General features: G+C 56.6%; 14 protein-coding genes. 1 reads left to right on the forward strand and 13 read right to left on the reverse strand.

Translation table 11 applies throughout. The annotated features are described in order from the left end of the window. Positions 1-19: 19 nt before the first annotated feature. The 4 genes from ACTG2O_RS12075 to ACTG2O_RS12090 form a co-directional block, all read right to left on the reverse strand. Entirely contained in the window at positions 20-727 is a 708-nt protein-coding gene (locus ACTG2O_RS12075; RefSeq protein WP_042056541.1) for a phospholipase D family protein, read from the reverse strand. Positions 728-1,038: 311 nt separating this feature from the next. Next, positions 1,039-1,422: a hypothetical protein gene (locus ACTG2O_RS12080; protein WP_439975845.1), complete on the reverse strand. Its 384-nt coding sequence runs from the start codon at positions 1,420-1,422 to the stop codon at positions 1,039-1,041. An 87-nt stretch (positions 1,423-1,509) separates the two neighbouring features. Next, positions 1,510-2,049: a hypothetical protein gene (locus ACTG2O_RS12085; RefSeq protein WP_439975847.1), complete on the reverse strand. Its 540-nt coding sequence runs from the start codon at positions 2,047-2,049 to the stop codon at positions 1,510-1,512. 624 nt (positions 2,050-2,673) lie between these two features. After that, a complete protein-coding gene (locus ACTG2O_RS12090; protein ID WP_439975848.1) occupies positions 2,674-3,639 on the reverse strand; it encodes an autotransporter domain-containing protein in 966 nt (321 codons plus the stop codon). A gap of 223 nt (positions 3,640-3,862) precedes the next feature. On the opposite strand from ACTG2O_RS12090, the gene ACTG2O_RS12095 reads away from it, so the two are divergent. Next, a complete protein-coding gene (locus ACTG2O_RS12095; RefSeq protein WP_005350788.1) occupies positions 3,863-4,738 on the forward strand; it encodes a flagellar protein MotY in 876 nt (291 codons plus the stop codon). Positions 4,739-4,823: 85 nt separating this feature from the next. Here ACTG2O_RS12095 and gloA read toward each other — a convergent pair whose 3' ends face one another. From gloA to ACTG2O_RS12140, 9 genes are all read right to left on the reverse strand, one after another. Continuing rightward, on the reverse strand, positions 4,824-5,237 hold the full coding sequence (gloA, locus tag ACTG2O_RS12100; RefSeq protein ID WP_005347113.1) for a lactoylglutathione lyase: 414 nt from the start codon (positions 5,235-5,237) through the stop codon (positions 4,824-4,826). A 56-nt stretch (positions 5,238-5,293) separates the two neighbouring features. After that, positions 5,294-5,935, reverse strand: a complete 642-nt coding sequence (gene nth, locus ACTG2O_RS12105) for an endonuclease III (protein WP_236325092.1) — start codon at positions 5,933-5,935, stop codon at positions 5,294-5,296. Positions 5,936-5,948: 13 nt separating this feature from the next. Beyond that, positions 5,949-6,710 carry an electron transport complex subunit E gene (locus ACTG2O_RS12110; protein WP_371177647.1) on the reverse strand — a complete coding sequence of 254 codons (762 nt, stop codon included), beginning with the start codon at positions 6,708-6,710 and terminating at the stop codon, positions 5,949-5,951. Positions 6,711-6,725: 15 nt separating this feature from the next. Next, the gene (rsxG, locus tag ACTG2O_RS12115) at positions 6,726-7,358 is read right to left on the reverse strand and encodes an electron transport complex subunit RsxG (protein ID WP_236317605.1); all 633 of its coding nucleotides are present in this window, start codon (positions 7,356-7,358) and stop codon (positions 6,726-6,728) included. A 43-nt stretch (positions 7,359-7,401) separates the two neighbouring features. Further along, positions 7,402-8,454, reverse strand: a complete 1,053-nt coding sequence (rsxD, locus tag ACTG2O_RS12120; protein WP_005337606.1) for an electron transport complex subunit RsxD — start codon at positions 8,452-8,454, stop codon at positions 7,402-7,404. 11 nt (positions 8,455-8,465) lie between these two features. Beyond that, positions 8,466-11,369, reverse strand: a complete 2,904-nt coding sequence (rsxC, locus tag ACTG2O_RS12125) for an electron transport complex subunit RsxC (RefSeq protein ID WP_439975850.1) — start codon at positions 11,367-11,369, stop codon at positions 8,466-8,468. 14 nt (positions 11,370-11,383) lie between these two features. Next, positions 11,384-11,962, reverse strand: coding sequence for an electron transport complex subunit RsxB (rsxB, locus tag ACTG2O_RS12130; RefSeq protein ID WP_005350799.1), 579 nt, complete (start codon positions 11,960-11,962; stop codon positions 11,384-11,386). Between the two features lie 2 nt (positions 11,963-11,964). Then, entirely contained in the window at positions 11,965-12,546 is a 582-nt protein-coding gene (gene rsxA, locus ACTG2O_RS12135; RefSeq protein ID WP_005337600.1) for an electron transport complex subunit RsxA, read from the reverse strand. A 391-nt stretch (positions 12,547-12,937) separates the two neighbouring features. Beyond that, on the reverse strand, positions 12,938-14,263 hold the full coding sequence (locus tag ACTG2O_RS12140; RefSeq protein ID WP_439975852.1) for an MvaI/BcnI family restriction endonuclease: 1,326 nt from the start codon (positions 14,261-14,263) through the stop codon (positions 12,938-12,940). Positions 14,264-14,504 lie beyond the last annotated feature (241 nt).

Consider the following 14,504-nt stretch of genomic DNA (forward strand, 5'->3'; position numbering starts at 1 on the left):
CATTTATCCAGTCAGTGAATTAGAGGGGATTCATGGCCTCTGGCCAGAGGAAATAGGGGCCAAATTTGGGGCTCATTCTAAACTCCCCTCCTTCCTCCTTGCCTTTGGCTGTGAGGTAATGCTTGCTGTCACGCAGCTCAAGCAAGCCGTGAGTCACCATTTTTTCCAACAACTCATTGGTTTTGATCCCCCACTTTTGCGCCAGTTTGGATGAGGTCAGTTTTTCAGTGGCTGACTCATTTTCGTTAGCAGAAGGCTGTTGGGTTTCGGCTTCACTGACAACCCGTTCAAGTGATATGCGGACTTCATCACTGACCCGAATAATTCGTTGGGCCTCATCATAGGCATCACGGTAAAGGTCATGATCTTCCGAGCGCTGGATCAATACCCCCATCTCGTTGTTATTGACCTGACTGAACTCGTAGAGATTGAGGCTGGTGACAATGCACATCTCTTCATTGAGATAGCACTTGGCATGGAGGTTTTTGCAAAAGCTAGTGCGGATATAGGTGAGCTCTTTGAGCCAGCTGATCTCTTCCGGTTGCAGCTCGCTTTTGCCATAGACGATCCGCACATCGATCTTGAGGCGGTTCTTGTCGGTGAGCAGCTCCTTGATCCTGTCGTTGAGCTTGAGGAAGGGGCTGATCAGGATCAGACGCTCTTTGGCATCTTTGATAAGTTCTTCAAGAAAATAGTTGGTTGCGCTGGTATTCAAAAACTTGGCCATGGCAAAAATCTCTATCCCTGTGGTGTAACTGGTGGCGCAAATACTTGGCTGGCGCTCGGCAGGCCATCTCCATTCCGGGTGCCGTGATCACCCAGCCAGTGCGGTTGGCAATCGACATCGTGGCTCTATGTGGATGATGGGGGCCAAACTGAGCCATTCTACCCATTCCATCAGAAGGAATATGTGACAGATTGCACTAACTCTGTGACAAGGCTGGATTTTTCGGGGCGGGCTGTGGTTGATGGTAAATCGCAGGTGCAAAAAAGCCCCTTAGCGGGGCTTGGTGTCTGGCAAGGCCGGTGTCGGGGTTATCAATCGAACAGGATGCGGCCGCTGGTGCCGGCATCGCTGTCTTTCCAGCTGGCACCGCTTTTGCGCAGGGTGTAAGTGATGGTCTCCTGCTTGAATTTCAGGTAGTCGCTGCCGCTGTGGCTTGGTTTGACCTGATTGCCATCGATATAGGTCTCCCCTGTGGTATCGACGTGAATTTCGGCCACGGTGCGGCCATCGTCAGTAACCGCTTTATAGTTGCCAGCCCACGGGCTCTCGTCGCCATACTGCACGGCCCCTTCCTGCGCGTGCGCTTGGGCATGAGTCTTGTGCCCGTGATGGGTTTTGGCCACGACGCAGCCGGAGATACCGACCGCCAGCAGGCAACCCAGGGCGACATTGAGCAGAGTCTGTTTGGATTTCATCTTCATTTACCTGTATCAAATAATTGCAATGGATAAGGGGTGGAGCCCCCACGGTAGGTGTGGGCCCCGCTGAGCCGTGGCTCGAAATCAGTCCTGATTGATGCCAGAAATATGGCCGCGGGCGTCGGTGAGGCAGTGCCAGATCCGGTCATGGGGCCCTTTGATATCAATCATCATCCCCGCCTGGGAGTCGGCCACATAGTCGAGGGTCAGTTTGCTGCGGCTGACGCCCGCTTTTCTGGCGACGGCGTTCATGCAGGCGTTCTCGGCAACCTTGGTTTGCGCAGTGCTGCCGTTGTAGGCACTGCTGCTGGCGCTCTCATCATCGCCGTCGTCATCGTTCTCATCGTCATTGAGCTGGCAGGCGCCGCTGTCGCCATTTTTGACAAAATAGGTGATGCCCCAGTCGCCATTTTTCACCATGGAGAGGGTGGTGCGCCCCTTACTCGCCTCGTAGAAATTTGAATTCACTTTTTTAAGCGGAACTTGCTGGTTATTGATATAAGCCGTGCCATCTTCGACGCGAAGATTAATATGTCCAGGACAGCTGGCGGATAAATCAGGCACCCCTGCATATGCGGTTCCGGTCATGACCAATACAGAGAGAGCAAGCAGCGTTTTTTTCATCAGATAACCTCAAATCAACAAGGATCAGCAAGTGTGATGTCGTCAAAATAACGGTTGCTATGCCTGAACGTTATTTCTGTGCTCATTGCACACCTGTTATCGGTAGCCCGCAGTCAGTCGTTTCAGTGCGCCTCGTCCTGCCGGGATGACGCCAAATTTAGCAGTCGGGTGATGTAAGTAAAATAAAACAGGATTAATTGGATTCATAAAATATGAAAAACTATAAACATTTTAAAACAATGGTTTATGTGCAGCTCAAGCCACTGTGCAAAAGATGGGGGACCTCCAGGTTGGTTCCTTATGGGTATCGGTAAAGTTGGCCATTGGGCTGCAATATCTGGAGTCGAGTATTTTCTCTGTTGCAAGCGGGTACAGGCTGGCGACATCACAGGGCAAATCAGCCATTGCGCGCCGTAAATACACAGACAAAAAACTCCAATATTTGGTGTGCGAGGGGGGAAACTAGCCTACCAGCAGGTAGATATTTTTACCTGATATGACTGGGTTGTGAGGCCTATGAAAGGGTCAGGATAAATAAACCCTCCGTCAATAGGGCGTGATTATCTGGAGTGTTAATGTGCTTTCCCTGAGGATTGCCCACTCGTGGCAGGAAAATATAACGACTTAGAAACTCATGGCCAACCCGATGGAATAACCGCTGGTGTTGTGGCTGAACATATAGCGGGCAACCAGCCGGGTACGGGTGACTATGATGTCGTATTTGCTGCTGTCCAGCTCCAGACCGGCGCCGATGGAGTTGAGGGAGTCAAAGCCAAGCAACCCCCGCTGTTCCCCCAGATATGCGGTATGGGCCCCCTCCAGTACATAGCGCACCGGTCTGTCGAGCAGTGTCCAGTCAAACAGCGGGGCCCGGCGGCGCAGATAGAGACCGAGGTTCTCCGCCTCGGCGTGACCACGGACGCTGGTCGAGGTACCGCCAAAGCTCTGCAGGTGCTGGTAGGAGTAGCGCACTTCGATATCGATATCCTGCGCCTTTGAAAAGAGCTCGTAGTCGAGCATCAGCGAGCCCCCCAGTCCGTACATATTGAGCTGTCCACCATCGAGAAAATCCAGCGAGTAGCCCTTGGTGCGCTCCAGCAGCCAGTTGCCGATCCGCAGATCGCTGGCCATGGTACCGAGCGAGACGTTGGCGATGGGGCGCAGCACCCAGTGGCCACCGCGCGGGTCTTCATGGAGGGCGATATCCCAGCCGATCCCGCCAGAGGCGGTCAGGCTGTTCCACTTGGTCGGGAGGGTGTGGCTCTCTGTGCCGTTGCTCACCACAAACTGGGGATCGTAGCGGCTAAAGCCGATCGCCCCTTCCAGATAGATGGGCACGGCTTCGCTCATGGTGGCGCCGCCACCGATCTGGGTCATGTTGAGGGCGGCAGATTGATTGGTGCCGCTGCCGATATCGAGGTTGCTGGCGGTGATGTCGGGCACCACGGTGAAGGTCATCAGCGAGAGCACCGCATTGGCGCGCTCTTGTGCCCACTCCTGATCCTGTGTTGCGGCCTTGACGGCGCTGCCGGATAGCGCCAGCAGCATTGGCAACAACATCTGCAATAAAGAGGAGCAAGAGCGGTGCATGAGTGTGGTTCCCGATAAGCGGCGTCTGATTGCCCTGGCTTTACTGTAGCGAGCTTCCTGCCGGTTGGCACGGAGCTAAGAGGGGGGAATAAGCGCCGCTTTCGGTCGGTTGCCGCTGAGGGGCAAGCCTTTGCCACACCAACGGCACGCCTTTGCAGTTTGTCGCTAAAGCTTGGCCTCTTGCCGCCGATATCTCTTGTGAGATCGTGTGGAGGACAAGCAATTGAACGCTTGGGTGTTGGGGTTGGTCAGCATATCCGTGAGTATGCAGTTACAGGCTGGGGTCACCGAATTTGGTGCCGGTCTGGATCAATCCGTCTGGCGTTTGACCTCCGATACCCAGATTGAGTGCCGCCTCGAGCATCCTATTCCCAATTGGGGAACGGGGGCCTTTGTCAGCCGTGCCGGGCGCAAGATAAACCTCGACTTCGAGCTCAAGGGCAAGCGGCCACAGGCCCAGACCCAGACGGTGAGTCTTGGCATCATGCCGCCGGTATGGCGCCCGGGGATTGCCGGGCGAGAAGTGAGCCAGCTGCGCTTCTATCAGCAGTTTGATGGGCTGGTGGAGGGGCAAACCGCCTGGACCATGCTCGACGAGCTGGAGGGGGGGCGGATGCCGACCTTCCAGTATCGGGACTGGTATCGCCAGAACCGCGCGGTGCGAGTGTCCCTCTCGTCAGTCAACTTTCGGGTGAAATATCAGGCCTTTATCGACTGTCTGAGCGGGCTCTTGCCCTACAGCTTCAACGATATCGCCTTTAGCGTGCTTACCTATGACAAGAACAGCGATCAGCTCTCCATCCCCTCCAAGCGGCGGCTGGCGATGATCAGCGAGTTTATCAAGGCGGACAAGGGCATCGACGTGGTGGTGATCGATGCTTACAGCGACAGCTACGGCGGCCGCTGGCCGAACCTGAAACTCTCCGAGAAGCGGGCCGATGCCATCAAGAAGGTGTTTGTCGATCTGGGGATCGATCCCGGCAAGATCTCGGTGGAGGGGCATGGCGAGAAGCAGCACGTCGCCTCCAACGAAACCGAACAGGGTCGTGCCAAGAACCGGCGGGTGGTGATCAGCATGGGGCGTAACGGCGAGATCTAGCGCCCTCCCCAGTCAGAGAAGCATAAAAAAGAGCGCAGATGCGCTCTTTTTTGATCCTGCCATCCAGCAGCGGGAGTCGGGTAGCTTAGAAGCTGTCACCCAGGCCAGTACCGGCATCTTTCTTGGCGATCAGTTCAATCTTGTAACCGTCCGGATCTTCGACGAAGGCGATGACGGTGGTACCGCCCTTGACTGGGCCCGGTTCGCGGGTGATCTTGGCACCGGCGGCACGCAAGGCGTCGCAAGTGGCATAGATGTCGTCCGCTTCCAGCGCGATGTGGCCATAGGCAGAGCCCAGTTCGTACTCGCTCACCCCCCAGTTGTAGGTCAGCTCGATCACCGCTTCATCCTTCTCGTCACCGTAGCCGACGAAGGCCAAGGTGTACTTGTACTCGCTGTTCTCGCTCTTGCGCAGCAGCTTCATGCCAAGGACACGGGTGTAGAAGTCGATGGAGCGTTGCAGATCGCCGACACGCAGCATGGTATGCAGAATTCTCATTGCTCAGTTCTCCGGGTTGGTGATGTGTACTGCTTTCAATCTCGGTTGCAAGGCTATCAGTTCTCGGGATAGACCTTCTCTTTGTATTCGCACAAGTCCTCGATGATACAGGAACCACAACGGGGCTTGCGAGCCAGACAGGTGTAACGCCCGTGCAGGATCAGCCAGTGGTGGACATCCAGCTTGAACTCGGCGGGCACTACCTTGAGCAGCTTCTCCTCCACCTGATCCACGTTCTTGCCTACCGCAAAGCCGGTGCGGTTCGATACCCGGAAGATATGGGTATCGACGGCGATGGTGGGCCAGCCAAAGGCGGTGTTGAGCACCACGTTGGCGGTCTTGCGGCCGACGCCGGGCAGGGCTTCCAGCGCTTCGCGGTTCTCCGGCACCTCGCCGCCGTGGCGCTCCAGCAAGATGGCGCAGGTCTTGATGACGTTCTCGGCCTTGGTGTTGAAGAGGCCAATGGTCTTGATGTACTCCTTGAGCCCGTCCACCCCGAGATCCAGCATCCCCTGCGGGGTGTTGGCCACCGGATAGAGCTTGTCGGTCGCCTTGTTGACGCTGACATCGGTCGCCTGCGCCGAGAGCAGCACGGCGATCAAGAGCTCGAACGGCGAGTTGAAGTTGAGCTCTGTGGTGGGGTGGGGGTTGTTTTCCCGCAGCCGCTCGAGGATCTCTCTGCGTTTCTGGTTGTTCATGCCTTGCGTCCGATCATAGTTCGGTCGCCCGGACGCGGGCCGGGGCAACGTTGCAGTGGGCTACGGTAGCGGCCTGTTTGCGGTCCCGCCAGTCGTTGATGGCGTTCTTGGCAGCGATCAACAGCCCCAGCCCGATAAAGCCGCCCGGCGGCAAAATCGCCAGCAGCAGGCTGGCATCGGCGTGGAACAGCTCGACGCGCAGGGATTTGGCCCACTCGCCCAGCAGCAGCTCGGCGCCATCAAACAGGGTGCCCATGCCGATGATCTCGCGCATGCCGCCCAGTACCAGCAGCACCAGGGTAAAGCCAAGGCCCATCATCAGGCCATCGAGGGCCGCCAGCAGCGGCGGGTTCTTGGAGGCATAGGCCTCGGCGCGGCCGATGATGACGCAGTTGGTGACGATGAGGGCGATAAAGATGCCGAGCGCCTGATAGAGGCCGTAGGTGTAGGCGTTCATCAGCAGCTGCACGCTGGTTACCAGCGAGGCGATGATCATCACATAGACCGGGATGCGAATATCCTTCGGCACCCAGTTGCGCACCAGCGAGACGGCGAGGTTGGAGCAGACCAGCACCGCCATGGTGGCAAGGCCCAGCCCCAGCGCATTGGTAAAGGTGGAGGAGACGGCGAGGGTCGGGCAGAGCCCCAGCACCTGCACCAGCGAGGGGTTGTTCTTCCACAGCCCCTGACTCATCAGCTCCTTGAGCTCTCCCTTGCGGCTTTCCAGCTCGGCAATCGGGGCAGCGCCCGTTTCAATCTGTTCCATCTGGTTCATGATGGCTCGACTCCGTTAGTTCGCCGCCGGACAAGCCGGGGCGTTGCTGAGCAGTTCGGGTTGCTCCTGCTGCAGTTTAAGCAGGTTCTTCACCGCCTTGACCACGGCTCGCGGGGTGATGGTGGCGCCGGTAAAGGCATCGAACTCGCCGCCATCCTTCTTCACCGCCCATTGGGGCTCGTTGTCATGGGTCAGGAATTTTCCGGCAAAGCTGTTGATCCAGTCAGATTTTTTCAGCTCGATCTTGTCACCCAGGCCCGGGGTCTCGTTGTGAGCGAGCACGCGCACGGCGGTGATGGTGCCCTTGGCATCAAAGCCCGCCACGATGCGGATCGCCCCGCTGTAACCATCCGGCGCGATCGCCTCCAATGCATAGCCGGTCACCACGCCATTCTTGCTGGCGGTATAGAGGGCTTGCGGCTGATCACTGCCCAGATACTTCCTGCTGGTCACCTGCTTGCAGCTGGCCACCAGATCGTTGTCATAGCTTCCCTCCGGCAGCAATACCGAGAGGGTCTGCTGCTTCTCCAGCTGTTGCTGGTGGGCGATTTTATCCTTGGTCAGCTCGTTGGTCAGTACCACCAGCGCGGAACAGCCCAGCGCGAACATCGCCAGAATAAGGCCGTTCTTGCGCATGCTCTTTAACATGTACGGGCTCCGTCAGCTGTGATGGGGGAAAAGGGCAGAAACATCATTGGCGACGAGCTCCATACACTTTCGGGCGAGTCAGGCTGTCAATAAACGGCACACAAAGGTTGGCCAGCAGCACGGCGAAGGCGAACGCATCAGGATAGCCGCCAAAGCGGCGGATGATGTAGACCAGCACCCCGATCAGCACGCCATAGACCAGCCGGCCGCGCGGCGTGGTGCAGGCGCTGACCGGATCGGTGGCGATAAAGAAGGCCCCCAGCATGGTTGCGCCGCTAAAGAGATGGAACATGGGCGTTGCTGTCGCATCCGGGCTTACCAGATAGCCGATGGTGGAGGCCGCCAGCAGGGCACCGAGAATGGCGGTGGGAATGCGCCAGTTGATCACCTTCTGCTGCAGCAGGAAGAGGCCGCCCAGCAGATAGCCGAGGTTGACCCAGCTCCAGCCGATGCCGCCCCAGCCCTCAAACAGCGGGCCGCTCAGGATCTCGCCTGTGGTGAGCCCCTGAGTCAGGCCGGTTTTCAGGGTATCGAGGGGGGTCGCCATGGTGAGGCCATCCACCCCCTGCTTGAGCTGAGCCATGCTGTAGCCGTCGAGGCTAAAGCCGGTGAAGATCACCGACGCCGCATCACCAAAGCCGAGGCTGTAGGCGCGCACGCTCTCCGGCGGCAGCCAGCTGGTCATCTGCACCGGGAAGGAGACCAGCAGCAGCACATAGGCGACCATGGCCGGGTTGAACAGGTTCTGCCCCAGTCCGCCGTAAAGGTGCTTGGCGACGATAATGGCAAAGGCCGTGCCCACCACCAGCATCCACCACGGCAGCAGCGGCGGCAGGGAGAGACCGATCAGCACGGCGGTGAGCGCCGCACTGCCATCCATCAGGGCAGGCTTGATGGCGCGGCCACGGAGCTTGAGCACCAGCGCCTCGCACAGCAGCGCTGTCACCAACGCCAGCAGGATCTGGATAAAGGAGCCCCAGCCGAAGAACCAGGTCTGAGCCAGCAAGCCCGGCACGCAGGCCAGGATCACCAGCAGCATCAGGGTTCGGGTCTGTTTGCGGTTATGGGCAAACGGCGCAGTCGCAATATTGAACATGAGTCTGTCGATTACCTTGTGGTTGTTCGGTCGGCTGACGGGGCATCTTCAGCGGCGGTCTCTGCGGCTCTGGCTGCCTCGGCCGCCAGCTTCTTCGCCTTGGCGCGGGCCACCGCGGCTGCAATGGCCGCTTTTTTCGGATCAACCGGGGCATCAGCCGCAGGGGCGTTCGCTTCAGGCAAGGCAGTGACGGCAAGTGGTTGCTCACTGCTGGCTGCATCGCTTTGCATCGGCTCGGCCGGTGCGCGCTCACCCTCAGTTCCGGCACTCTCTACCTGAGTACCGGCATTTTCTACCTCTGCACTGGTACTTGCGCTCTGCTGGGCCAGCTTTTTGGCCTTGGCACGGGCGATGGCTGCGGCGATTGCGGCCTTCTTGGGATCGACCTCTTCACTTGCAGCCGTATCGCTGTGGCTGGTGGTTACTTCGCTCTTGGCTACCGCCACGTCGCGGGTCTCCACTCTGGCAGCTGGCTCACTCTGCGCGCCTTCAGCACCGGCACTTTCGCCCTGCTGGGCCAGTTTTTTGGCCTTGGCCCGGGCGATGGCAGCGGCGATAGCGGCTTTCTTGGGATCGACCACTTCGCTTGCAGCCGTATCGCTTTGGCTGGTGGTTACTTCGCTCTTGGCTACCGCCACGTCGCGGGTCTGTGCGCTGGCAGCTGGCTCACTCTGCACACCTTCAGCACCGGCACTCTCGCCCTGCTGGGCCAGCTTTTTGGCCTTGGCCCGGGCGATGGCAGCTGCGATAGCTGCTTTCTTGGGATCGACCGCTTCGCTGGCCGCAGATGGTGCATCACTTTGGGTTGCAGCGGATTCGCTGGTGCCTGCGTTTGCAGTCAGATCGCCCTCAGCGCTGTCACTCTGCTGGGCCAGCTTCTTGGCCTTGGCACGAGCGATGGCGGCAGCAATTGCGGCTTTTTTGGGATCGACAGGTGCATCGCCTTGCGAGCCTGCGTCTGCTACCGCGCTGTTAGATGCGCTTACCGGTTCACCATTCGCCTCGGCCTTTTTGGCTTTGGCACGGGCAATGGCGGCGGCAATTGCTGCCTTTTTCGGATCAACTTCTGCCTTTTGCTGATCAGCATCTACCGCAGGGGCAGCAACGGCTTCGGCAGTCACAGGCTCGGCGCTATCGCCAGCCTGAGCGGCTTTCTTGGCCTTGGCGCGGGCCAGTGCGGCGGCGATGGCTGCTTTCTTGGGATCGCTGGCGGGGTCAGCCGCCTCGGCGGATTGCGGCGCTGCGGCTGTTTCGCTGTTTGCGCTCTCGGCCAGCTTGGCAGCGCGGCGCGCTTCCGCTTCCCGTTTGCGCGCTTCGCGGGAAGCGATCACGGCGCTATTGTCGGGCACGCCCTCTGCGGTGGCTGCAATGGCGGTGATGGGCGCATCCTGCTTGGCCTTGATACGGGCGAGAGCCGCTGCCACCGGATCTTCCCCGCCTGCGGCAGTCATCGCCTGACGGCGCTGGGCGGCGGCTTCGGCGTGGCGCGCTTCGCGGGCCGCTTTCTCCCGCTCGAAACGGGCCTGCTTGGCTTCGAAACGCTGCTTGGCGCGCTCGGCTTTTTCGGCTTCGGCGCGGGCTTCGCGAATGTCGTCTTTGGCGATCTTGTAGTACTGCACCAGCGGGATCTCGCTCGGGCAGACCCAGGCGCAGGCGCCGCACTCGATGCAGTCCATCAGGTTGAGTTTCTCGGCCTTGTCATACTCCTTGGCCCGGCTGTACCAGTAGAGCTCTTGCGGCAGCAGGGTGGCCGGGCAGGCATCGGCACAGGCGCTGCAACGGATGCAGGGCTGCTCCGGGCCGGGGGCGGGCAGTTCAGCCTGCGTCGGTGCCAGCAGGCAGTTGGTGGCCTTGACCACAGGCACCATGGCGTGGGGCAGGGTAAAGCCCATCATGGGGCCCCCCATGATCACCCGCTGCTCTGCTTCCGGTTGCAGCTCGAAACGCTGCAACAGCCAGCGTACCGGCGTACCGAGGCGTACCCAGGCGTTGCCGGGCTTTTTGAAGCTGTCGCCGGTGAGGGTAACGATCCGCTCGATCAGCGGCTCGCCGTCGATAATGGCGCGCTTGATGGCAAACACGGTGGCGACGTTGAGCACCATGATGCCGATATCGACCGCGCGGCCCCCCTTGGGGACCTGACGACCGGTGAGCAGTTCGATGGTCTGCTTGGCACCGCCAGAGGGGTACTTGGTCGGCACCGTCTTGACCAGTACATCTTCATCTGTGGCATGGCGGGTCAGCTGCTCGATCGCCTCGGGCTTGTTGTCTTCTACCCCGATCAGGGTGAGTTTCGGTTTGAGCAGGTGCTTGAGCACCCGGATGCCATCCATGATTTCGTCGGCGTATTGCTGCATCAGCCGATCATCGGTGGTGATATAGGGTTCGCACTCCAGCCCGTTGACGATCAGGATCTCGGTGAGCTGGCCGCGGCCGTCGAGTTTGCTGTGGGTCGGGAATACGGCGCCGCCAAGGCCCGCCACCCCCGCCTGCTGGATGCGCTCGAGCAGCTCGCCCCGCTCCAGATTCCAGTAATCGGCTGTGCCATTGCGCTCGCCCCACTCATCCTCCCCATCCGGGGTGAGAATGACACAGAGATCGCCGAGTCCGGAGGGGTGGGCAACCGTGTGGTTGCCAATCTCGGTGATGGTGCCGGAGGTGGAGGCATGGACAGGGACGACCCGCCCCTTGGCATAACGGGTCAGCGGCTGCCCTTTTTTGACCTTGTCGCCCACCTGCACCAGCAGATCGCCGGCGGGGCCTGCGTGCTGGCGCAGCGGAATGATGAGGCGCGGCGGCAGACCGGCGTCTACCACCGGGCTCTGGCTTGATTGCAGCTTGTTGTCGGCGGGGTGAATGCCACCGTGAAAGTCCCAGAGCGTGCCGGCTTTGATACGTTCGAGTAAGGAATGCATGGTTGCTCCGCTGTTTATTCCACTATCTTGACCGGAATCTTGCCCGGAACATGCACGTTATTGAGATCCCACTTCCAGTTATCGACCGTGGTGGGCACCGGGATCATCTCGATGCAGTCGGTCGGGCAGGGATCGACACAGAGATCGCAACCGGTGCACTCGTTGGCAATCACGGTATGCATCGCCTTGGTGGCGCCGACGATGGCATCCACCGGGCAGGCCTGAATGCACTTGGTGCAGCCGATGCACTGATCTTCGTGGATAAAGGCGACCTTTTTGACCGGCACGGCGGCCTCGTCACTGCCCCCCAGTGGCTGGGGCTCCACCCCCATCAGATCGGCAATTTTGCGCATGGTGGCCTCGCCACCGGGCACGCACTTGTTGATCTGATCGCCGTTGGCGAGCGCCTCGGCGTAGGGTTTACAGCCGGGATAGCCGCACTGGCCACACTGGGTCTGGGGCAGCAGGGCATCGAGCTGATCGACGATGGGGTCTGCTTCCACATGAAACTTGACGGCGGCAAAGCCCAGGATAATCCCGAACGCCAGCGCCAGCAGGGTGAGCACCAGAATGGCAAAGAGAATATGGATCATGGTTATATCTTGATAAGGCCGGTAAAGCCCATAAAGGCCAGCGACATCAGACCGGCGGTGATCATGGCAATCGACACCCCGCGAAACGGCGCGGGCACATCGGCGGCGACCAGACGCTCGCGCATGGCGGCAAACAGGATTAACACCAGCGAGAAGCCGGTGGCGGCGCCAAAGCCGTAGATCACGCTCTGGATAAAGTCGTGTCGCTCATTGATGCTGAGCAGCGCCACCCCGAGCACCGCGCAGTTGGTGGTGATGAGGGGCAGGAAGATCCCCAGCAGGCGATAGAGGGTCGGGCTGCTCTTGCGCACCACCATCTCGGTAAACTGCACCACCACGGCGATCACCAGAATAAAGGCGAGGGTGCGCAGATAGGCGATATCCAGCGGTAGCAGGATATAGTGCTCCACCAGATAGGAGCTGGCACTGGCGAGGGTCATCACGAAGGTGGTCGCCAGCCCCATGCCGATGGCGGTTTCCAGCTTGCCGGAGACCCCCATAAAGGGGCAGAGGCCGAGGAATTTCACCAGCACGAAGTTGTTAACCAGCACGGTGCCGATCAATAAAAGCAGGTACTCAGTCATCAATTACCGTCACTGAAAGTCGGGTTATCGGGGTTTGAAGGCGGGCGGTATTATCTGACGTTAGGGCCAGTTAAACAACCGCAAGGCCGCATGGTTATTATGCAACTGGATAATTTAGCCGGGGTTTTGGGCAAGAATCCGGTGGATTTTGCGTCAGTGATGCCAATTTGTAGTCACAGGAGAGGTTGTACCTCCTTTTGTTACGATAGCTTTTGGCCTCTTATGAGGCTCTTTTGGGTGGGGTTGCTTGCCTAGTCATAGTTCAGTTTCTAGAGGGGGAGGAGTAATCGACCCACAAGACTAATGCTAGAGACGAAATCGGTTGAGCCATATCCCCCTCAAGAATCCATATTCTTTCGCACTTTAATTATTTAATTTTCATTAAATAGTTTTAGATATTATTTAGATCAATATCCCTCATATAGCTGTATAGCGTATCAATATTTTTCCAATTTACTCTAAATTGGCTTCTTTTTTTGGGTTTCCACTTTTCATTTTCTTGTGTCATTTTTATTCCTGGGTCATAGTAAATTGCACAAGAATGAAGAGCCTTCAAAAAATGTTCAAGGCTTGTTCCTTGACCTAAAGTTATTTTTGGTCCGAACTGATATGATGGGATAGGACCATTTTTAAATATGGAATAGCTTACATAACATGTGTTTGAGTGTTTTCTTTTCCAGTGTTCAATAAGCTTATCAAACTTCCAGCCAGCAGCGAGATTATTATTCTGATCCCTTAACATCAGCCCACCATTGGGATCAATGATCTTGCCTGATTTTTGATCATACCCTTCCATTTTCATTGTAAGAAGAGTTTTATTATTTTTTTTGTTTACGTCATGACGACTTGCAAAATCTAATCTATTTGGTTGTTTTTTTGTTGCATATTGGTCTAAAAATGCTTTCAAACCATTTTCGATATATATTCCAGAGTTTGGCTCTGGAGTCATAAGGGTTACAACTGAACCTGAATGAGACTTTAATTCCCAATCCATAAAGTCAGGATCTGAGCATCCATTGGGGGTAATATCAAACTGTGCCTCCAGTGTGTAGCCAGCCCCGTTCGATGCCTTGTAAGGAATTTTTTTGCCAGCAGAAGTAAGCCTGCATGATTCTATCTGCCCCATGCTGTGTATGGCTTTCAACTTTTCTAAAAGTTTTTCCTCGCTAGTCTTTCCTGTCTTAATAATTTCATAAAAGACAGACGCAACCGATTGGGCTTTTTCCTCCGCTACAAGTGTATGGAGTTCTTGTGCGATTTCATCATGCCAAGATGTGCAATATGCCCATATGGTGTTTTTGTTTAAACCTAGAATCAGGTAGCGATGTGAATCTATTTTTTCTGCACGTTCTTCAATGCTGGGAGGTTTCATTAAATGGCGAGGTGTGATATTTAACTTTTTATCGGTGCCAGATAGAAAACCAGACATACGTATTTCTGGATACTTTGGATAAAGTATCAACTGACTATTTGGCGCTAATTCAGTAACTCCTTTATCATTCATCCAGTAAAGTGTTAGTGGTGCTTTAAATATTGGCCCCTTGGCACTGATACCATCAGCATAGATATCGCCTGATGGAATCAGACGGATTACATCGAAGTCAGATCCAAGATAAATCTGTTGTTTGCTATTATCGTTATTAGCGAGAGATTTAAATATTATGCGAGTTGCGCCTAGCTGGCGCATACATTCTGCCACAGTATTGAAACTTGCCATCTGAACCTCTGTCTGCAATCAGTGTCAATTGGCATAATATATTTTTTCAGCACCTAATGGAACCTACTCATGATATGTCATTGTCAAAAATGTGATTTAAGTATGAAAACCAATGATTATAAGGAGGTGTTGGACGGGCCACCATCGAACTAAGCTGATATATCTCAGTACAAGTAATTTCTCTGGTGGTAATTTATAATAAAAATTTCATTGCAAAAAATGAATAGCATCTAAATGCTGA

The organism is Aeromonas sp. 61P (assembly GCF_051919545.1).
GTDB classification, from domain to species: domain Bacteria; phylum Pseudomonadota; class Gammaproteobacteria; order Enterobacterales; family Aeromonadaceae; genus Aeromonas; species Aeromonas veronii.